This is a genomic window from Mycobacterium sp. NGS68, from assembly GCF_059812195.1.
In genome coordinates, this window is record NZ_JCALCE010000013.1 from 98317 (window position 1) to 118216 (window position 19900).

The 19900-nt window shown below is 68.4% G+C and carries 18 protein-coding genes, 1 tRNA gene and 1 other RNA gene; 9 read left to right on the forward strand and 11 right to left on the reverse strand.

Annotated elements, in window-relative coordinates; translation table 11 throughout:
- Positions 1–26: 26 nt before the first annotated feature.
- Entirely contained in the window at positions 27–1115 is a 1089-nt protein-coding gene (locus AC5Y5V_RS16420; RefSeq protein WP_499937217.1) for a hypothetical protein, read from the reverse strand.
- A complete protein-coding gene (locus tag AC5Y5V_RS16425; protein WP_499937219.1) occupies positions 1112–2437 on the reverse strand; it encodes a hypothetical protein in 1326 nt (441 codons plus the stop codon). The genes AC5Y5V_RS16420 and AC5Y5V_RS16425 overlap by 4 nt, the downstream gene beginning before the upstream one ends.
- Positions 2438–2520: 83 nt before the next feature.
- On the opposite strand from AC5Y5V_RS16425, the gene AC5Y5V_RS16430 reads away from it, so the two are divergent.
- On the forward strand, positions 2521–2949 hold the full coding sequence (locus tag AC5Y5V_RS16430) for a hypothetical protein (RefSeq protein WP_499937221.1): 429 nt from the start codon (positions 2521–2523) through the stop codon (positions 2947–2949).
- Positions 2950–2956: 7 nt separating this feature from the next.
- Here the strand turns inward: AC5Y5V_RS16430 and AC5Y5V_RS16435 are convergent, their stop codons facing one another.
- Positions 2957–3568 carry a TetR/AcrR family transcriptional regulator gene (locus tag AC5Y5V_RS16435; protein ID WP_499937223.1) on the reverse strand — a complete coding sequence of 204 codons (612 nt, stop codon included), beginning with the start codon at positions 3566–3568 and terminating at the stop codon, positions 2957–2959.
- A 97-nt stretch (positions 3569–3665) separates the two neighbouring features.
- Between AC5Y5V_RS16435 and AC5Y5V_RS16440 the strand changes: the two genes are divergently transcribed.
- Entirely contained in the window at positions 3666–5609 is a 1944-nt protein-coding gene (locus AC5Y5V_RS16440; RefSeq protein ID WP_499937225.1) for a flavin-containing monooxygenase, read from the forward strand.
- Here the strand turns inward: AC5Y5V_RS16440 and AC5Y5V_RS16445 are convergent.
- The 3 genes from AC5Y5V_RS16445 to AC5Y5V_RS16455 form a co-directional block, all read right to left on the reverse strand.
- Positions 5564–6931 carry a CHAT domain-containing protein gene (locus AC5Y5V_RS16445; protein WP_499937227.1) on the reverse strand — a complete coding sequence of 456 codons (1368 nt, stop codon included), beginning with the start codon at positions 6929–6931 and terminating at the stop codon, positions 5564–5566. The genes AC5Y5V_RS16440 and AC5Y5V_RS16445 overlap by 46 nt on opposite strands.
- Positions 6928–8634 (reverse strand): hypothetical protein, encoded by a 1707-nt coding sequence (locus AC5Y5V_RS16450; protein WP_499937229.1) that lies wholly within the window; start codon positions 8632–8634, stop codon positions 6928–6930. The genes AC5Y5V_RS16445 and AC5Y5V_RS16450 overlap by 4 nt, the downstream gene beginning before the upstream one ends.
- A gap of 73 nt (positions 8635–8707) precedes the next feature.
- Positions 8708–9148: a lipoprotein LpqH gene (locus AC5Y5V_RS16455; protein ID WP_499937384.1), complete on the reverse strand. Its 441-nt coding sequence runs from the start codon at positions 9146–9148 to the stop codon at positions 8708–8710.
- Positions 9149–9335: 187 nt separating this feature from the next.
- On the opposite strand from AC5Y5V_RS16455, the gene AC5Y5V_RS16460 reads away from it, so the two are divergent.
- Positions 9336–9716 (forward strand): hypothetical protein, encoded by a 381-nt coding sequence (locus tag AC5Y5V_RS16460; RefSeq protein WP_499937231.1) that lies wholly within the window; start codon positions 9336–9338, stop codon positions 9714–9716.
- Positions 9709–10455, forward strand: a complete 747-nt coding sequence (locus tag AC5Y5V_RS16465; protein WP_499937233.1) for an enoyl-CoA hydratase/isomerase family protein — start codon at positions 9709–9711, stop codon at positions 10453–10455. Before AC5Y5V_RS16460 ends, AC5Y5V_RS16465 begins: the two co-directional genes overlap by 8 nt.
- A gap of 112 nt (positions 10456–10567) precedes the next feature.
- Here AC5Y5V_RS16465 and lucA read toward each other — a convergent pair whose 3' ends face one another.
- Positions 10568–11506: a lipid uptake coordinator LucA gene (gene lucA, locus AC5Y5V_RS16470; protein WP_499937236.1), complete on the reverse strand. Its 939-nt coding sequence runs from the start codon at positions 11504–11506 to the stop codon at positions 10568–10570.
- Between the two features lie 94 nt (positions 11507–11600).
- Positions 11601–11686: transfer RNA gene (locus AC5Y5V_RS16475), tRNA-Ser, on the reverse strand.
- A gap of 82 nt (positions 11687–11768) precedes the next feature.
- Here AC5Y5V_RS16475 and ffs point away from each other — a divergent pair.
- The 3 genes from ffs (at position 11769) to AC5Y5V_RS16490 (ending at position 15433) form a co-directional block, all read left to right on the forward strand.
- Positions 11769–11863, forward strand: an RNA gene (gene ffs, locus AC5Y5V_RS16480) — signal recognition particle sRNA small type.
- A gap of 59 nt (positions 11864–11922) precedes the next feature.
- Positions 11923–13212, forward strand: coding sequence for an aspartate aminotransferase type Ic (locus tag AC5Y5V_RS16485; RefSeq protein WP_499937238.1), 1290 nt, complete (start codon positions 11923–11925; stop codon positions 13210–13212).
- A gap of 427 nt (positions 13213–13639) precedes the next feature.
- The gene (locus AC5Y5V_RS16490; RefSeq protein ID WP_499937240.1) at positions 13640–15433 is read left to right on the forward strand and encodes a DNA polymerase III subunits gamma/tau; all 1794 of its coding nucleotides are present in this window, start codon (positions 13640–13642) and stop codon (positions 15431–15433) included.
- A gap of 45 nt (positions 15434–15478) precedes the next feature.
- Here AC5Y5V_RS16490 and AC5Y5V_RS16495 read toward each other — a convergent pair whose 3' ends face one another.
- Positions 15479–16780, reverse strand: coding sequence for a class I SAM-dependent methyltransferase (locus AC5Y5V_RS16495; protein ID WP_499937242.1), 1302 nt, complete (start codon positions 16778–16780; stop codon positions 15479–15481).
- Positions 16777–18156, reverse strand: a complete 1380-nt coding sequence (locus AC5Y5V_RS16500; protein WP_499937388.1) for an FAD-binding protein — start codon at positions 18154–18156, stop codon at positions 16777–16779. Before AC5Y5V_RS16500 ends, AC5Y5V_RS16495 begins: the two co-directional genes overlap by 4 nt.
- 69 nt (positions 18157–18225) lie before the next feature.
- On the opposite strand from AC5Y5V_RS16500, the gene AC5Y5V_RS16505 reads away from it, so the two are divergent.
- Entirely contained in the window at positions 18226–18663 is a 438-nt protein-coding gene (locus tag AC5Y5V_RS16505) for an SRPBCC family protein (protein WP_499937244.1), read from the forward strand.
- Here AC5Y5V_RS16505 and AC5Y5V_RS16510 read toward each other — a convergent pair.
- Entirely contained in the window at positions 18660–19391 is a 732-nt protein-coding gene (locus AC5Y5V_RS16510; protein WP_499937247.1) for an Rv3717 family N-acetylmuramoyl-L-alanine amidase, read from the reverse strand. The genes AC5Y5V_RS16505 and AC5Y5V_RS16510 overlap by 4 nt on opposite strands.
- 128 nt (positions 19392–19519) lie before the next feature.
- Here AC5Y5V_RS16510 and AC5Y5V_RS16515 point away from each other — a divergent pair, with 128 nt between their 5' ends.
- Entirely contained in the window at positions 19520–19900 is a 381-nt protein-coding gene (locus AC5Y5V_RS16515) for a YbaB/EbfC family nucleoid-associated protein (protein ID WP_499937250.1), read from the forward strand.

The following is a 19900-nucleotide window of genomic DNA, read 5'->3' on the forward strand; positions in this document are numbered from 1 at the left end:
GCTCAGCATAGGGTGGTTAGGTCCGCTTAGTAAGAGGATTCGGCGGCCAGGATCTCGGCCAGGAACGCGTCCGCCGGCGGCCGCTCCAGCCGTGCCCGCACCCAGCGTCGGACCCGATCCCGGGCTTCGCGCGGCTCCGTGACGTCGGCCCCGACGGTCACCGAGGTCGCGGGCCAATCGTGGTTCCAGGCGGACGATTCCGTCAACGCGCCGCGCTGCGCATCCAGCAGCGGCACCGTGGCCCGCCCGCTGGCATCGAGGGTGCCGGCGCCGCTGACGGTCCCCGACCGCACCCGCACGGGTAGGTCGGTGGCCGGGTCCGGTCCGATGACGGCCGCGCGGACGACGGCGACCACCGCGGGGTCGCCGGGCGTGACGCTCCAGTCGACGGTGTCTTCGGCCGCATCGAAGATGCCCGGCGGCACCGCGCCCCAGTTGATCGACGCGACGCCCCGACCGATCGCGGCCGCGGACCGCGGGCCCGGGTCGGAGCCGGCGGCCAGCGCATAGTCGTCGCGCCGCCCCGTCGGCATCGCCACGAGAGATCCTGAATCCTGCACTGCAGCAGACAATTCCGGCCAGCCGTCGCTGTCTAGGCCGATCTCTTCGGCCAGGTCCGCGCCGGCCCGCACCAGGTCGCGGACGCGGGGATCGGCGGCAAGCAGGTGGCTCAGAAGCGCGGCGGAGTGCGGCGCCAACAGCGGCGTCACATCCGAGTCCAGCGTGTCGTCGGCGAAGAAGCCCTGCGCACCGGCGGTCAGCAGCGCCACCTCGACGTCGAGCAGTGCGCGGTCGAGTGCGACGATGCCGTCCCGCTGGCTGGCGGGCCACCAGCGCCGCAGCCAGTGCCCGATCGCGAGCCTGTGCAGCGGCGCCAACGAGCCGGGCACGACGTCGGCGCCGCCTAGATCCCGCGCTTCATCAGTGATCACCGTGACGTGCTTCGCTTCGCCGACGACGCGCCACAGCCAGTCGGCGCGGGCGGGGTCGGTAAAGGTGATCCGGGCGGCGTCGGCGTCGGGGCCGTCGACGATCCACGACAACACAGCGCCGCTGACCTCCAGCACCGCGACCAATGGTGTCGGTGTGTCGGCGACCAGTTCCCCGGGGTTCATCCCGCCACCTGCAATTCCAGCATCGACTTGATCCGCTGGCGGTGGTCCAGGCTGACCGAGCGGGCGACGCCCTCGAGCAGCGAACGCACGTCGTCGACGTCGTCGCACGGCTCCTGCCAGACGTCGCGTCCGTGCAGTCGCGCCCACAGCCGGCTCAGGTAGGGCTGCGCGTAGGCGGCCAGGTCGTCCACCACCTGCTGTTGGCGCGGATGAATGGGGCCGCCCTCGGCGAGGTAGCGGCGGGCATGCAGGACGTAGGCCTCCTTACGCAGGCGGGCCTGGATCTGCCCCGCCAACCCGTATCGGCTGACCACCGACCGGTCCAGCGGCGCCAGTTCGCACGCGACTTCGATGCCGGTGACCAGGGTGGCCTGCTTGTCTTCACCCAGCAGTCCCCATGGCGCGCAGGCCCGGTCGACCTCTTCGTCGCACAGCAGCGGGACGTCCGGCAGAGCGTCGCGGTCCAGCGCGCGACGCAACGTCGCGCGCACCCTGTCCACCACGGTGCGGTCCAGTGGCCGGTCGCTGTCGGCTCCGCCACGGACCTGCGGCCGACGTTGCGGCACAATGGAACTCAAGCCCAGCTCGACCAGGGACCAGGGTAGCTCCGTCGCGGCTTCCAGGCGGGCCAGCGCGCCGAGGTTGTACGGGGTCGGGTCGGCGATGACGGCCGACCAGACTCGCTGGCGCGCGACGGCAGCACTGTGGCTGTTCGCGGGCCCGAGAACCGTGCCGAGCTGCGCCAGGAACGGAGCGACGACGATGTCTTCCGGCGCCCGCACGTCGCGCCAGCTGCGCTCCACCTGCGCGGCCAGCGTGGCGACGACCTCGGGGCCGGCTACGTAGTCGTTGAGCACCTCGATCGCGGTGCGGTCGCGGCCGCGGTGGATGTCGTGCAGGACGGCGGCCGGCGTCTCGCGATCACCCGGGGCGGGCGGGCCTTTCGTGACCGCGAGCTCGTAGCAGACCGGGAAGTACAGCTCCTGAGCGTTTCCGCTGCGAATCCGCAACCGACGGCGTTCGAGCTTGAGCACCTCGAACCACGCTGCGGCAGCGCGCAGTTGGGTCGCGTTGCCGACGATCGCCGCGTGCATCGCGTCGGCGCTGTCGGGCGGCACCAGCGGGGCCGAATACTGTGGGTTCGACCGCAAGCGGAGCACCAGCGGGTCGACGATGCGTTTGACGGTCCTGGTCAACGGGCCGCCGTCGTCGCCGCTGAGCACCTCGACGCCGGGACCGATTGCGCGCCAAGCCCGCTCGATGACCGCGCGGCGGGGCTGACCCACCGCGACGGCGGTCTCAGCCTGCGGATCGGCGCTCATCAGCACAGGATAGGGGCAATCCAGAGATATCCACATCCACAAAGTTGGGTTCGGTAGCCGACCGCGCGCCCGAGGCTGTTCGCATGAAGAAGCCGATTGTGCTGCTGCTGGGTGCGCAAACCGCGTTACTCGCTACCTGTGTGCTGTTCGCCGCCTTTGCGGACGTGGGGAATGCGCTGGTGGGCACGGCTTGCGTGCTTGGCGCGCTGGCCATCGTCGGCTGGCTGCTGCACACGCCGCGCCGGGCGGCCGAAGACCGCATCGTCGGAATCGGCACCGTGTGCGACGAACCCGAAACGACCGCCGGCGGACAGCAGGTCATGATCGAGGTCACCAGCGTGGACGGTGAAACCTTCGTCGGCCGCCTGGCTCACCATGACGGCGACCCGGTCGCATCGTGGCTGCGTCCGGGCACCGTGCTGCTGGTAGCGTTCGATCCCGCTTCCCCCGAACAGCTTTCGATGCCCGACGACATGTTGGCGGTCCGCGCGGCCGACCTGATCTCGATCTGAGAGTGCGTTAAGCGGGCGAAAGCCGTTGCGGCGGAAGCTCCGCCCGGATCGCGGCCTCCGCAAGCTCGGCCGCGGATCGCCAGTCCCCGCCCGCATCGACCGTCAAGGCGGCGGTGAAGTGGGGGCTCAGGTGCGCGGTCACCGTGGTCGTGAGCGTCGTCGGTGGATCGCCCTCACCCCCCGCCGCCCGCCACAGGGTGGCCGTGATGTCGGCCGCCGCACCGCGGAATTCCCGGAGCCGGCGCCGTTCGGCGGCGGCCAATTCGGCGGGGAGGTCGCGGCGCGAGGCGAGTTCGAAAAACCCGGGCCCGATGGTGGCGTTCATTCGGTGCGCGGCCTCGCAGGTGGCCCGCAGCCAGCCGGGCAGATCGCCGTCGAAGGCCGGAAGTTGCTCACGATAGCCCGTCATGCCGGCCTCGAAAGCCGCCGCCAACAGCTTTTCCCGCGTCTCGAAATGCCGGAACAGGGTGCGGCGGCTGACGCCGCTGACGTCGGCGAGCTGATCCATCGTGACGTCGAGGCCGCCGCTGAGCACGAGCCGTCGCGTCGAAGCGAGGATGTGTTCGACGGCGGCCTGTCGCTTGGCCTCGGCGAGCGCGGTCGACGTCGTTGGACCCATCCGTCGAGCGTAACCGACCTACTTCAGGATTGACACTAGACAGTGCCATGAATAACACTTAGCCGTGCCGAGTGAGCGGATTGCGGATGCAGATGACGTGATTGCGGCCGCGCTAAAGGACGTTTCCGTACCGGCCCTGGTCGCTTCGGTCGTACAGCTGACGGGCGATCCCGCCTACATTCGGGGGCCGATCCGGCCGCGGGAGTTCGTGCAGAACGAATTCCAGGGCAAGTTGAGCGCCGAGGAGCAGGAGCAGTTGCGCCGCGACGCGCTGACGGCGATCTGCGCCTGGCGCGACGCGGGCTGCCCGCCGACGACACCCCCGGGCGCCGAGGTGGTCCGTGAGCTGATGGACTGGATCGCCTGTGAACCGGTGCCCGACGACCACGCCGCCCTCTACGCCGAGGAGATGGACTTGGCGGGCGAAGACCCGCGCGCCATCGCCATGTCCGCGCAAGCCACTGTGCCACCGGGCTTTTCGGTGCTGATCGTCGGAGCCGGGGCGGCGGGGCTGTTGGCCGCCATCCGGTTGCAGGACGTCGGCATCCCCTACGTGATCGTCGAGAAGAACCGCGACGCCGGCGGTACCTGGTGGGAGAACAGCTATCCGGGGTGCCGCGTGGACGTGGCGAGCCACTTCTACTCGTACTCCTTCGAGCCCAACGCCGATTTCACGGATTACTACACGCGACAGCCCGAGCTGCACCGCTACTTCCGAAAGATCATGGACGACCGGGGCATCGCCCAATCGGTCCGATGGGGAACCGAAGTCGAACGCGCGCGTTGGGACGAGCCCGCCGCGTGCTGGAGGGTGACGGTCCGTGACGGTGACGGCATCGTGCAGACGCTCTCCGCGAGCGCGGTCATCTCGGCCGTCGGCTTCCTCAACCGGCCGTTGATTCCCGACCTCGCTGGTCTGGATCGCTTCGCAGGGCCGGTGTTTCACTCCGCGCGGTGGGACCATTCGGTGAACCTGACCGGCAAGCGGGTGGCGCTGATCGGGGCGGGGGCCAGCGGATTCCAGATCGGCCCCGCGATCGTCGACGACGTCGAGAACCTGGTGGTCTTCCAGCGGACCCCGCAGTGGATGGCGCCCAACCCGCGCTATCACGCGCAGGTCACACCGGGCGAGCGGTGGGCGATGCGCCACCTGCCCGGGTATGCGCGCTGGTATCGGTTCATGCTGATGTGGCAGTCGAGCGACAAGATGCTGGAACTCGTCAGGGCCGATCCCGACTGGCCGGACTTCCCCCGCACGGCGAACGCCGCCAGCGCGGCGCGCCGCGCCCTGTTCGTCAAATGGATCGAGGACCAACTCGGCGATGACCCGGAATTGGCACGAAGGGTCACGCCTGACTACCCGCCGATGGCCAAGCGGATGTTGCAGGACAACGGCAGCTGGCTGCGCTGCCTGAAGCGGGACCACGTCGAGTTGGTGCGGGACGCGATCGTCCAGATCGACGAATCGTCCGTTCGGACCGGCGAAAACCGTTATGAAGTCGACGTGATCGTCCTGGCCACCGGGTTTCGGGCGTCCGAGATGCTCTGGCCGATGGAGATTGTCGGGCGTGCGGATGTAGCGCTGTCGGCGGTGTGGGACGGCAAACCCGCTGGCCTGCACGGAATCTCGGTGCCCGATTTTCCCAACTTCTTCATGATGGCCGGGCCCGGAACCGGTTTGGCGCATGCGGGCAGCGTCATCTTCATGCTCGAGTGCCAGATGCGCTACATCGGCGAGGCCTTGCGCAGCCTCTTCGAAGACGGGGCGCAAACCATCGAACCCAGCGCCGCGGCCTACGAGCGGTACCGGCAGGAACTGCAGGCGCAGGTGGCCACTCTGATGTGGGGGCACCCGTCCATAGAGCATTCGTGGTACAAATCCGCCGATGGCGGGGTTTACGTGCTGTGCCCGTTCGGGTCGGTCGAGTACTGGAAGCGCACCCGGCGGATCGACCCGGACGCGCACGTCCTGGGGTGCACCGCCGCACGGGATGGTCAGCGCGCGCCGTCGACGGTGAATGTGATCAGCGCGGCCCAATAGACCGGGCTGGCGGTGACATCCCCGTCGCGCCAGCGTCGCATCTGTTCGCGCTGCCAGCGATTCACGGCACAGCCCGCGTCGACGGCCTGGTGCGCGCGGTCGACGGCGATGACCACGTCGGCCATCGGGTCCGTCACGCGTGCGCCCACGGCGAAGCGGCGATACGCCGCCGTGGTCGGCAGCGACCACAAGGTGGCGGTGACCAGGCGCGCGCCGCCCAGGACCATCGCCGCCACCAACCCGGTCGCCTCGTCGAACTGGTAGTCGCCGCCCGACGCGCAGGCCAGCAGCGCGACCCGGGGCGGCATCGGTAGCCGAAGCGACATCAGGTCCGACGCGGTGAGCGGACGGTGGTCGCCGATCGGTTCGGCATGCCCGGGAATCGCTGCGGCACAGGCTAGATGCAGCGCCGCGCGATCGGCGCGGCTGGAGTGATCGGGATCCCCGTCGGCCGAACTCGCATGTCCGACATACACCAGCCGACTCGGAGCCTCGTGCAGCAACTCGCCCAGCCACTTGCGGTCGGCGTCCCGGCGGCGGAACAACTCGACCGCCCCACCGGCGCCCGGCAACACCGGCCGCTGTCCCATCAGATCCGCGAAATACCTTGCCAGTCGGGTGTTTGGCGACGGCCTGCCCAGCACCGACCCGAGCGCCGAGTCCGGAAGCTGACCCGGCACCCGCGGATCGAGCACCAGCAGCGGGGGACGCTCTCGGCGGGCATCCCAGTCGGCGGGCGTGCGGGCTGAGTGCGCGATGTTTTGCGGCACCGCCATCAGCACGTCGACGAGTTCCATCAGCCGATAGCCGTCCGTGTGCTCGCGGACATCGGTGAGCTGCCAGGGGATCTGGGCGGGCACCGTGCCGGACACGGTGAATGCCGCCGCGCGCACGCGCACCAATTCTTCGGCGCTGGGCCCCGATTTCGGCACCGCGAGCAGTCCCCAAGGGACGCGCGCCAGCCGGGCGCTGGGGGACACGAACAGCACCGCGCGCGGCGAGGCGATGCACTCCGTCAGCAGCTGCCAGCCTGCCATGCCGATCAGCAGCACGCCGAGGATGTAGGCGGCCGTCAGCTCGGTGTCGGGTGCGGCGAACGGCCCGCGGGTCAGCGCCCGTTCGATCGCGTCACGCCGGGTCTCGGCGCCGCACGCCTCCGGTAGGGCATCGGCCAATTCCTGCAGCGCCGCAAGCAGAATCGGTTCGTCCACCACCCAGGTGACGGTTCGCGAGGGCTGCCCCACCACCCGCAGGGTGCCGTACGTGGCGATCCCGACGTCGGCGTAACGCAGGACCAGGGTCAGCCGGTCCGGTGCACTCATGGCCAGGTCGACCACGCGGGTTCGGCGGCGGTGACCGCGCGGCCGTAGCGCTGCAACGCCAGCGCGCGGTAGTGACTCATGATCGGCTCGGCGTCCGGCTGCATCCGCAACGGCGGCAGCGGGCCCAGCCGGGTGAGCGCGCCGGCCTGGCTTGGGGTGTCTCCGCCCGCGGTCAGCGCCGGGTTAGGGTCGGCGTCGTCAAGCACCGGCGCGGTGGCGGTGGAGGCCCAGTCGTCGGGTTCCAGCTGTTGCGTGTCGCTGCTGAAAGTCCCCCGTGCGCTGTGATATTCGACGAGTTCGCTGACCAGTTCGGTGTTCTCCCATTCCCACGCGACCGCGAAGGCGCCGGCCAGCATGGGCGCCGCAACATGGGTCGCCCAGCGTGATCTCGCGTCGGCGTCGGCTATCGAATAGCGCACCGAGTCAACCGCGAGCGCCGCCGGTACTTTGAGTTCGGCGGCCTGTTCGAGTTTGCTCATCGCGCGCCTCTGGCGCTCGACGTCCACCTCACCCGGTATGACGCCGAGCGACGCGGCGTGCCGGGCCTCGATCTCCCGCCACGTGTCCGAAGGGTCACCCGCGCCGTCGAAACCCAAGTCCGTCAACGCGTCCGCTCGCCACACCGTCCCGAGCTGATTGTCCAGCCGGGCATACTGCAGCCAGGTGCTGCGGGGCGTGGCGTCCAGGCACTCCCTGGCCTGCGCGATCAGTTCGACCGCTTCGGCGAACCGGCCGCGGAAGATTTCGATCCAGCTGCGCTGCAACAGAATACGGTGGATGTGCAGCGGCTTGCCCAGTTCGCGCCAGTGCCGCTCGGCGTGTTCCCAGCACTGGTCGGCGGCTTCCAAGGCGCCGGTCGCCATGCGGGTGAGCCCGAGATACAGCCAGCAGCGCGACACGTCGTGGGCGCGGGCGTGCTGTGCCAGCACCGGATAGGCTCCGCTCGCCAGCCGTTCCGCGGTCACCTTGTCACGGGCCGACCACGCGGCCGCCGCCCGCTCCAGTTGTGTTCTGGCGCAGGCCAGTTCCCAGCCGTTCGCCTGCGCGCGGGCCTCCGCGCGTCGCAGCCAGGGTTCGGCCTCCGGCAGTCGGCCGGTTTCGACGCAGAACCTGCCGTACGCGGTGGCCGCGGTCACCCACAGGAAGTCGCCGGCCCCGGCTTCGTCGCTGCGTGTGTCGACGGCCGGGAGAACCTTCTCCCACAGCGGAACCGACTGCACGTGCAGATCGTCGTCGCAGAGTGCCGTCGCGCAGAGGACTTGAGCGTAGGTGAGCAGGTAAGCGTGTTCGGCGGAGTCGGATTCGGTGATTGCCAGGGCGGCCGCGGCGCCGTCGTGATCACCCTGCGCGGCGGCCAATCCGGTCTGCAGAAATTGGGCTCGTCGGGAATAGCGACACACCATTGCCGTCACCTCGGCGTAGGACATCCGCACCTGCGCGGCCGCTTCCGGCAATTCACCGGCGACGATGCGCGCATAGATGTCGATACAGTCGCGGATGCGCCGGATGCATTCCTGTACACCATCATTCGCGCCACGAACCAGGTAGATCTCACCGAGTTGCGCGAAGACCTCCAGCATGAGGTCGTCCCTGTCGGCCTGCTCGATCTGCGGCATCAGGGACAGCAGCAGATCCCGCGCGGCGGACTCGTCGTCGGCGAACGCCAGGCGCCGCGCACGCTCGAGTTCGTCGGGGATCGACACGGCTGCATCATAAGTCCCGCGCAGCCCGAAGCGGCGGACGTGAGTCGCACGCCCGCCGCCCGGATGAGGCGCATCAGCCACATGTCGCCTTGATGCTGAAATCCTTCGTGATCATGCCGGCCATCGGGTTCTTCATGTCGGTACCCTGCGCCTGACCGGTGATGGTGTAGGTCTTGCCGTCCACCGCCACCTTGGCCGAGCCGAGGTTCTGGCCCATGTTGTTGGCGACGGACAAGGCGTTGCCGTCGACGACCAGGATCAGCGACTCGACCTTAGGGGCCGCCTCGTCGGTCATCACGACGGCCACCGCCTGCTGCTTGCCGGCGGTGTTTCCGCTGCCGATGCTGATCTTGCCGGCCTGCTTGACGCAGGTCACCGACGACGGGTCCAAGCCCGCCAGGTCGCTGCCGGCGACCTTGACCTGCGCTGCGCCGCCGCCCGTGGCGACGCTGGCCGGGCCGGCGGCGGTGTGGCCACCGCTGGAACAGGCCACCAATGCCGACGCGCAGCCCAGGGAACCGATCGCTGCTGCGAGAAGACGTTTCACTGGAGTTCCTTCCGTTCATGCGCCGCCCCCTTGGCGACGTCATGGGGGCAAGTACAGGGCGCCCCGCCTGCTACCGATCCCAACTTCGCGGTGCCGACTCCGATAGGCTGCGGTCGACGCGGTCCCTGGTGCCGGACCCGAAGGGAGACTTCCGATGCCCACCGTGAAATGGATGGAAAAGCCTGAGGCCCATGACTTTCCGGCGGCCGGCGACTACCTGGATATGCTCGCGGAGCCGCATGTCGTCAAGGCGTTGACCGAGCGGCTGCAGGCCGGGGTCGTCGTCCACAGGAAGGCGAAGGATATCCTCCGCGCGGCGCAGCTGCGGCTGCTTTCCGAGGACAACCCGCACGTGGCCGCGGATCTGTCGAAGATCAAGAAGGGGCAGCCGCTGTCGCCGATCCTGCTGGTCCGGGGCGATTTCTCGGCCGGTGTTCCCCTGCAGATCGCCGACGGCTATCACCGTGTCTGCGCGAGCTACCACACCGACGAGAACACCGACATCCCGGTGATCCTGGTGTCCGCCGGTGATTGAGGTTCGGACCGCGGGCGCGGTCGCGGTGCTGACCTTCTCGTCGGGGAGCGTCAACGCCATCGACATCGAATTCGCCGACGAGCTGACCGAGGTACTCGGCGAGTTGCGGCAATCCGGCGCCGGCCCGCTCGTGGTCACCGGCGCGGGACGGGCGTTCAGTGCAGGTGTTGACCTCAAGCGTGTGGTGGAGGGCGGGTCGGAGTACACCGATCGGCTGGTCCCCGCCCTGTCCGCCATGATTCAGGCGATGTTCGGTTATCCGGGCCCCACGGTCGCCGCGATCAACGGGGCCGCCATCGCGGGCGGATGCGTGCTGGCGTGCGCGTGCGATCGTCGGCTGCTGAGCCCGTCCGCGCCGATCGGGGCGTCCGAGGTGCGCGTCGGGGTGCCGTTTCCGGTCGCGGCGCTGGAGGTTATGCGCCACGTCTGCGCGGACCGCGCCGAGGAGGCCGTGCTGGGCGGCCACATCTATCGGGAAGACGAGGCGGTCGCCATGGGTCTGGCGCACCGAGTGGTCGCCGACGACATCCTCGAGGCCGCGGTCACCGAGGCGGCCGGCCTGGCCGACATCCCGCCCGACGCCTACCGCCAGACGAAAGCTCAGCTGCGACGCCCCGCCTTGACGCGGATCAGCGAGAGCGCCGACCTTGACGACGAGGTCCGCCGGATGTGGGGAGCGGAGGAGACCCTTCGGCACATCGCGGCCCAACTCGAGCGGCTTCGCCGCCGCGAGGGCTGAGCTGGTCAGCGCTCAGTTGAGCGCCGCGTGCACCTGGCCGAGTGTTGGGTTGCGCCTCGGTTGAGCGCCCGAAGCGTGGCATAAGTCGACATTCGGCGGGGTGGCGATCGCTTTAGTCGTCGACCGCCACACCGCCGCCGCGCGTGCGCCTGCGCCGATGCGTGGTCTTGCCGGTCGGCCGGCGATTCTGCAGCCTGGGGCGCGGCTTCTCGACGACCTTGGTGACCTCGGTGTCCGGTTCGGGCTTGCGGATCTCCGTCGTGGGGACGGGCGCTTCGATCGTCTCGTCGGTGTCGGCGGTGTCGGCGGTGTCGGTGTCGTCGGCGGTGTCGTCGGTGACGGCGGTGTCGGTAACGGCTTCCTCCGCCGTTTCCGCCGACTCGCTCTCATCGGGTTCGCTGAGTTTGGCCTCGACCGTCTCGGCGTCAGCGACCTCGGCGACCTCGGTGGCCTCGGTGTCGGTGGTCACTTCGGCATCTGCGGCCTCGTCGGCCTCAACCGTTTCGTCGGCCTCGTCGGACTCGACAGCTTCGTCGTCGTCCTCGACCTTGGCCTTCTTGGCGAGCTTCTTACGACCCTTGCCCTTTTCTTTGGGCTGCTTGAGCTTGATCGGTTTCGGCGGTGGCGGCGGCAACTCGGCGATAAGCGACAGGTAGAAGCCAAAGATCGCGAGCACGGCGACCGCGGCGGCGGCACCGTAAATGCCGAACAACCATTCGCCGAAGGAGTCGAGCTTGAGCCAGATCTCGCTGATCGCGGTGCCGATGATCAGCACCCCGGCCAGCACATGGGCCACGATCGACCAGAACCTGATCGACAGGGCGAGCTGTGGCGTGCGCAGCTCCGGCTTGCGGGTGCGCAACTGCGTGAACACCACCGGAAGCGCGGCCAGTCCGACCAAGGCGCCGGAGGCGATGCGGCCCGCCATGCACACTCCGGGCGACCAGTCGCCCATCAGCTCGTGCCAGCGAGGCAACACGCAGTAGAAGTAGAGCACTCCGGCCAAAATCGAAAACGACGCGTGCCACAAAATGGCCCACTTGCGTCTCATACTTCTCCCTCAAGCTGCTTGAGCTCAGGCCAGCATAAAGGCCTACCAGCCCACAACCGTGCATGTCCGCGCCTCAAAACGAGGGCAACCCCTGCGGAGGATGCGGGATTTGAACCCGCGAGGGCTATTAACCCAACCCGCGTTCCAGGCGAGCGCCATAGGCCACTAGGCGAATCCTCCGCCGTCATGGTAGCCGCTGAGTCAACCCGCTGAATGTCTCGCGGCCGCCGACGGGTGTTTCGCGGGCAGGTATTACACTCGCCGTGGACCCCGCGCGGCGTTTATCCTGTGAACTCCCCCAGGGCCGGAAGGCAGCAAGGGTCAATGGGCTCTGTCGGGTGCGCGGGGTCCCCTTTGTCGGGGACCGCAGAGCCAATACCGGTCCGTATCCATGCCTAGGACCGAAAGGCCGAGTAGTGGCGTTCGACTCCCTCAGCCCCGAAGCGCTGGCTGACCTGCACAGCCGCCACCAGCAGGATTACGCGGCTTTGCAGGACAAGAAGCTGTCGTTGGACCTGACCCGCGGCAAGCCGTCCGCCGAACAACTCAGCTTGTCCAATCAGCTGCTGAGCCTGCCCGGAGACGACTACCGCGACGAGGAGGGCACCGACACCCGCAACTACGGCGGCCTGCACGGCCTGCCCGGTCTGCGGGCCATCTTCGGCGAGCTGCTGGGGATTCCGGTGCAGAACCTGGTCGCCGGCAACAACTCCAGCCTGGAGCTCATGCACGACCTGGTGGCCTTCTCGATGCTGTACGGCGGGGTGGACTCGCCGCGGCCTTGGGTGCAGGAGCCGGCCGTCAAGTTCCTCTGCCCCGTCCCCGGGTACGACCGGCATTTCGCCATCACTGAGACGATGGGCATCGAGATGATCCCCGTCCCGATGCTGCAGGACGGCCCGGACGTAGACCTGATCGAGGAACTGGTGGCCGTCGACCCGGCGATCAAGGGCATGTGGACGGTTCCGGTGTTCGGCAACCCCACCGGCATCACCTACTCGTGGGAAACGGTTCGCCGGCTGGTGCAGATGCGCACCGCGGCGCCGGACTTCCGGCTGTTCTGGGACAACGCCTATGCGGTGCACACGCTGACGCATGAGTTCATCCGTCAGGTCGACGTGCTCGGACTGGCCGCCAAGGCCGGCAACGCCAACCGGCCCTACGTGTTCGCTTCCACGTCGAAGATCACCTTCGCCGGCGCCGGGGTCAGTTTCCTGGGTGGATCGCTGGGCAACATCGCCTGGTATTTGCAGTACGCGGGGAAGAAGTCGATCGGCCCGGACAAGGTCAACCAGCTGCGGCATCTGCGCTTCTTCGGCGACGCCGACGGCGTGCGCCTGCACATGCTGCGCCACCAGCAGCTGTTGGCGCCGAAGTTCGCGGCGACGCTGGAGATTCTGGATCGGCGGCTGAGCGAGTCCAAGATCGCCTCCTGGACCGAGCCGAAGGGCGGCTACTTCGTCAGCCTGGACGTGTTGCCCGGGACGGCGCGGCGGACCGTCGCCCTGGCCAAGGATGCCGGCATCGCGGTCACCGAGGCGGGGGCGTCGTTCCCGTACCGGAAAGATCCCGACGACACGAACATCCGCATCGCGCCCACGTTCCCGCCGCTGCCGGATCTGCAGAACGCGGTCGACGGACTGTCGACGTGTGCGCTGCTGGCGGCTTCCGAGTCGCTGTTGGGCATGGGTTCCACGGCGCGCTGAAGTTCGCGCGCTGCAGCTCGCGCTGAAGCCCAGTTCATTCTGCGTCTGCCGCGGGGAAGTGCGAGTAGACAGCTCGCTGAGCGCAGACTCAACGCCTGGACGCTGGCCGGGCGCTGGCCGGGCGCTCGCTTACCGCGTTCACTCTGCGTCTGCTGCGGGGAAGTGCGAGTAGACACCTCGCTGAGCGCAGACTCAATGCCTGGACGCTGCCTGGACGCTCGCTTACCGCGTTCGCTCTGCGTCTGCTGCGGGGAAGTGCGAGTAGACACCTCGCTGAGCGCAGACTCAATGCCCGGCCGCTTCCCGGGCGCTCGCTTACCGCGTTCGCTCTGCGTCTGCCGCGGGGGAGTGCGAGTAGACACCTCGCTGAGCGCAGACTCAACGGCTGCGAACGCAGGCGTCACCGGTCGCCGGTAGCCTGCTGACCGTGGCCCTCTACCGCAAGTATCGACCGGCAACCTTCGCCGAAGTGGTGGGGCAGGAGCACGTCACCGAGCCGCTGTCGATCGCCTTGGAAGCTGGCCGGATCAACCACGCGTACCTGTTCTCCGGGCCGCGCGGCTGCGGAAAGACGTCGTCAGCACGCATTCTGGCGCGGTCGTTGAACTGCGCGCAGGGGCCGACGGCCAGCCCGTGCGGGGTGTGCGATTCCTGTCAGGCGCTCGCACCCAATGCGCCCGGCAGCATCGACGTCGTCGAACTCGACGCCGCTAGCCACGGCGGTGTAGACGACACCCGCGAGCTGAGGGACCGCGCCTTCTACGCGCCGGCGCAGTCGCGCTATCGGGTGTTCATCGTCGACGAGGCGCACATGGTCACCACCGCGGGCTTCAACGCGCTGCTGAAGATCGTGGAGGAGCCGCCCGAGCACCTGATCTTCATCTTCGCCACCACTGAGCCGGAGAAGGTGCTGCCGACCATCCGGTCGCGCACGCATCACTACCCGTTCCGGCTGCTGCCCCCGCGCACCATGCGGTCGCTGATAGGGCGGATCTGTGAACAGGAAGACGTCCGGGTCGACGACGCGGTGTACCCGCTGGTGATCCGCGCCGGCGGTGGTTCGCCGCGCGACACGCTCTCCGTGCTCGACCAACTGGTGGCCGGGGCCGAAGACAACCATGTGACCTACCAGCGCGCGCTCGGGCTGCTGGGTGCCACCGACGTCGCCCTCATCGACGACGCCGTCGATGCGCTGGCCGCCGCGGACGCTGCCGCGTTGTTCGGTGCGGTCGAATCGGTGATCGACGCCGGGCACGACCCGCGGCGCTTCGCCACCGATCTGCTGGAGCGGTTCCGCGATCTGATCGTCATGCAAGCCGTTCCTGACGCCGCGAGCCGTGGCGTGGTCGATGCGCCGGAGGACGTGCTGGACAGGATGCGCGAGCAGGCCGCCCGCATCGGGCCGGCGACGCTGACCCGCTACGCCGAGGTGGTGCAGGCCGGGCTGGGCGAGATGCGCGGGGCGACGGCGCCGCGGCTGCTGCTCGAGGTGGTCTGCGCGCGGCTGCTGCTGCCGTCGGCCAGCGACGCGGAGTCGGCGCTGCTGCAGCGGGTCGAGCGCATCGAGACCCGGCTGGATATGTCGGTGCCAGAGGCGGCGCCGGAAGCCGAACCCGCGACGGTCAGGCCGAAGTTCCAGCGGCGGGCCGCGGCCCCCGAACCGAAGCCCACGCCCGCCCCCGAACCGCCTCCGCCACCTCCACCGCCGCCCGTTCCGCAACCCACCCCCGAGCCGGCCGCAGAGCCGGCGGCCGTCCCGGGTGAACCCAGCGCCGCGGCGGTGCGGTCGATGTGGCAGACCGTGCGCGACAAGGTGCGCCAGCGCAGCCGTTCCACCGAGGCCATGCTGGCGGGGGCCACGGTGCGCGCCGTGGAAGGCAACACGCTGGTGCTGACCCACACGTCGGCGCCGTTGGCCAAACGCCTCTGTGAACAGCGCAACGCGGACGTCATCGCCGAGGCGCTCAAAGACGCGCTGGGAGTGAACTGGCGGGTGCGCTGCGAGGAGGGCGAGGCCGTCGCGGTCGACATTCCCGCGGCCCCACCGCGCCAGGAGCCGCCCGTGCCCCACGAGGTTTCCGCGGAACGCACCGAAGAAGAGGAAAGCATGCTGGCCGAGGCCAGTCGCAGCGATCCGTCGGAGCCGCGTCGCGACCCCGAAGAGGTCGCGTTGGAGCTGCTACAGAGCGAGCTGGGCGCCCGTCGTATCGAGGGTGCCTAGGGCGATCGCAAGCGGGGCTGGGCAGGCGGGTCGCCACCATCAGGCTTAGGCCCGCCACCAGGGTCGCAGCGGCAGGTCGTCGTCTCCCCAGGTGTCCACGTTGGCGGCAAGCACGTGATGCAGCTGAAGGTTGTTCTGCTCGAACGACACTCGCGAGGCCGCCATGTACAGGCCCCACACCTTCGCGACCGGCAGACCGACCTCGCCGACGCCCTCTTCCCAGTGTTCGACGAGGTTGCGGCACCAGTCGCGCAGCGTCATCGCGTAGTGGTGGCGGAAGTTCTCTTCGTGCAGAACCTCAAGACCGGCGTCGTGGATTTCGCTGATTATGCGGCCGGCGCCCGTCAGTTCCCCGTCGGGAAAGACGTAGCGATCGGTGAATTCGCCGACGGGCGCCGGTTTGTTGTCCTGCCGGGTGATGCAGTGGTTGAGTAGCAGTCCGCCGGTGCGCAGCTTCGATTTCAGGAAGCCGAAGTAGGCGGGGTAATTCTTCACCCCGATGTGCTCGGTCAGTCCGATCGAGGAAACCGCGTCGAACCCGGCCTCGCGCACGTCGCGGTAGTCGCAGTGCCGCACCTCCGCCAGGTCGGTTAGGCCCTCGTCCTCGATCGCCTTGAGCGCCCACTTGGCCTGCTCGGCCGACAGCGTCGCGCCGATGGCCCGAACCCCGCGCCGCGCGGCGTATCGCACCATCCCGCCCCAGCCACAGCCGACGTCGAGGAGTTTGTCGCCCGCCTCGAGCCGCAGCTTCTCGAAGATCAGCCGGTACTTGTTCTCCTGGGCCTCTTCCAGCGTCGCGTCGGCGGTTGGATAGACCGCGCAGGTGTAGGTCATCGACGGCCCCAACACCCACTCGTAGAACGTGTTGGAGACGTCGTAGTGGTGGTGGATCGCCTCGGCATCCCGGGCCTTGCTGTGCATGAAGCCGTCGGCGACCCGGCGCCACCGGGGCGGTGTCTCCTGTGGCGGCGGCGCGACCGGCAGCAGGCGCTCGAGTCCGACGGAGCGCGCCACGTTGGCCAGCACCCGCAACGACGGCCGCTTGAAGTCGACCTTGTCGGTCAGCGTCTTGAGCAGCTCGTACGGGTCGCCGGGATGTACGCCGCGCACCTCCAGGTCACCCGAAACGTAGGCGCGGGCGATACCGAGTTCACCAGGAGCCGTGGCCAGGTAGGTGGTGCCGCGGGGCGTGCAGAGGTCCAGGCCGAGCTCGGCGTCGTCGTGTCCGGCCGTGCTGCCGTCGTAGGCGGTGAACTTCAGGGGATGCTGACCACCGGCCGTGAGGATCTCCAAGACCTCGGCCATGCTGAGCTTGCCGTTGAGGACCGATTCCCTGCTCGCTGTCATTGCCGTCGCACCGCCTTTGCATAGAGATCGAGAAGACGCGAGTCGGGATCGTAGGTCTTCTTCACGGTGTTGTAAGACTCCCCGCCGTAGAGCTCATCAAACTCCTCGCGGGTGTAAAAGGAATCGGAGTAAAGCGACTTGTGGCCGTCGAGTTCGCTAACCTTCGCCTCGATAGCCCGGTTGGTCTCGCCTTCGGTCGCACCGGCCGGCACCGAGGACCAGAACCCGACGTTGACGAAGGTGCGGTCCGGCCGGATCGGATACAGCGGCCAGCCGGCGTGATCGCGCAATCGCAGCGGGCACAGCCAGACGGGTTCGATCGGCACGTTGTCGCCGAACCACTCCAGAAACTCGACGGTCCGCTCGATCGGCACCTCGATGTCCTGCACCACCCGCTCCCGCGCGGGGCGGCCGTGACGCGCCTCGATACGGTCGGCGACGCCGAAGCGCCGATCCAGCGCCACCAACTTCCAGTAGAAGCTGCTGCGGCGGTAACGGCGGGGCCACCATCGCCGCAGCCGCGGATTCTGGGCGCCGAACGCGCGCGAGCACCAGAACCAGTCGGTGTCCCAGCGCCAGAGGTAGTCGTGGATGGTCAGCCGATCTTCCTTGACGTCCCCGTCGTGCTGAATGGACCGGTAGTAGACGCGCTTTCCGGTGTAGTCGCTGACGGGCCCCGGAGTGGCGGTGCGGGTGCCGACACAGAGGTAGCTTTCGTCCGCGCTGAACACCACCCCGTCCAGGTAGTCCACCGGCACACCTTCCAGTCCGCCGGTGTCGATGATGCGTGCCATCGCCGCGATCATCGCGGCCAGTGAACGAAATCGGATGTGCCGCAACGTCACAAACGGGGCGACAGTCTCCAGCTCGATCCGCAGTCTGGTCGAATATCCCAGCGTCCCATATGAATTGGGGAAGGTGCGGAACAGGTCGGAGTGCTTGTCCGGCGACGCCGTGAGCAATTCCCCGGCGCCGGTGAGGATGTCCATCTCCAGCACCGATTCGTGTGGCAGGCCGTTGCGGAACGAGGCCGATTCGATGCCCAAACCCGTGACGGCACCGCCGAGGGTGATGGTCTTCAATTGCGGGACCACAAGTGGCGTAAGCCCATAGCGCAGCGTCTCCGCGACCAGATCCTCGTAGGTGCACATGCCGGCCACGTCTGCCGTGCGCGCTTCGGGATCGACACTGATCACGCCGGTCAGCCCCGAGACATCCAGACCCGGCCCGTCGCGTTTAGCGCGGGCGCGGAACAGATTTGACGTCGGCTTGGCAAGCCGGACGGATGATGTTGCGGGGATGGCTCGATAGCTCGCCAACAGCCGCGCTACGCCCGACGAGTGAGCCGACAGGTCGGATCTCGGATGAGGCACCACATATACCCTAGTCTTCGATGACACCGCGTGCATCCGCTCGCGAGCTGACGACAAGAGGAGTAGCGCCTGATGGGACAGGTGAGCGCAGCCAGCACGATTTTGGTCAGTGCTGAGCCCGCGGCCACGCTGGCTGCAGTCGCGGACTATCAGAACGTCCGTCCTAAAATCCTTTCCTCGCACTACAGCGAGTACGAGGTGCTCGAGGGCGGCCAGGGGCAGGGCACCGTCGCGAAATGGCGACTGCAGGCCACCGAATCGCGCGTTCGCGACGTGCAGGTGAACGTCGACGTGGCGGGCCACACCGTGATCGAGAAGGACGCGAACTCGTCGATGGTGACCAACTGGACCGTCGCCCCCGCGGGACCGGGTTCAAGCGTCACCATCAAGACCAGCTGGACCGGCGCCGGCGGCGTCAAGGGCTTCTTCGAGAAGACCTTTGCCCCGCTGGGGCTGAAGAAGATTCAGGGCGAGGTGCTGTCGAACCTGAAGAACGAGCTGGAGAGCTAGCGCGCCTGGCCCTGGGTGGCCAGGAAGCCGGCGACACCGCGGACCACCGCGTCGGCGTACTTCTGCCTTCCCTCGGCGGACTCCATCAGCGCGGAGTCGGCCGGGTTCTTCATGTTGCCCAGCTCGACCAGGACCGAGGGGACCTGCGCCAGGTTCAGGCCGGCCAGGTCCGAGCGGCCGTAGAGCCCGCTCTGGCCGATGTAGTTGGCGGGCGGAATGCCCGACGCCTGCAACTGGTCGCGCATGATCCGGGCGTACTGCACCGACGGCCCGGACTGCGCGGCGTTGAGCGGCGGGGACGAGTAGTTGACGTGGAATCCGCGGCCGGACGCCGGTCCGCCGTCGGCGTGCAGGCTGACGACGGCATTGGGGTGAAGCGCGTTGGCCATCTCCGCACGCTGATCGACGCACGGGCCCAGCGCGTTGTCGTTGTTGCGTGACAGCGCGGTCCGAACGCCCAGGGCGTTCAACGCGGCGCGCACCCGCAGCGCGGTATCCCAGGTGAAGGTGTGCTCCGGGTAGCCGCTGTTGGTCGAGGTTCCGCTGGCCTGACAGTCCTTGGTGCCGCCGCGGCCGGTGGGCACCTGCCGGCCGATGGACGCGTCGTTGGCGCCGTTGTGGCCAGGGTCGATGAACACGACCGTGCCGGCGATGTTGGAGGGGCCGGCGGTCGCGGTCGGGGCCATCACCGTCGCGGCGGCAAGCAGCGCGCCCAGGAACGTTCTCATTCCGACACGGAACCCATCTGGTACGTCCACGGCGCCAACGTAACGTCGCGCGGTCTACGCTGGGTGTTTCGAATCGCCCGACAAACGCAGGCGAAACCAACTCGAGACCAAGATGCGAGGGGATTGTCATGCAACCCGGTGGCGACATGTCGCAGCTGCTCGCCCAGGCGCAGCAGATGCAGCAAAAGCTGATGGAAGCACAGCAGCAGTTGGCCAACGCCGAGGTGCTCGGTCAAGCCGGCGGTGGTTTGGTGAAGGTCCTCGTCAAAGGCAGCGGCGAGGTGATCGCGGTGACCATCGACCCCAAGGTCGTCGATCCCTCGGACATCGAGACCCTGCAGGACCTGATCGTCGGCGCCATGGGCGACGCGTCTAAGCAGGTCACCAGGATGGCGCAGGAGCGCCTGGGGGCGCTGGCCGGTGGCATGGCCCCGCCGGCCCCGCCGGCGCCGCCGGCACCGCCCGTGCCACCAGCCCCGCCGGGCGCACCCGGTTTCGCGGGTCCCTGA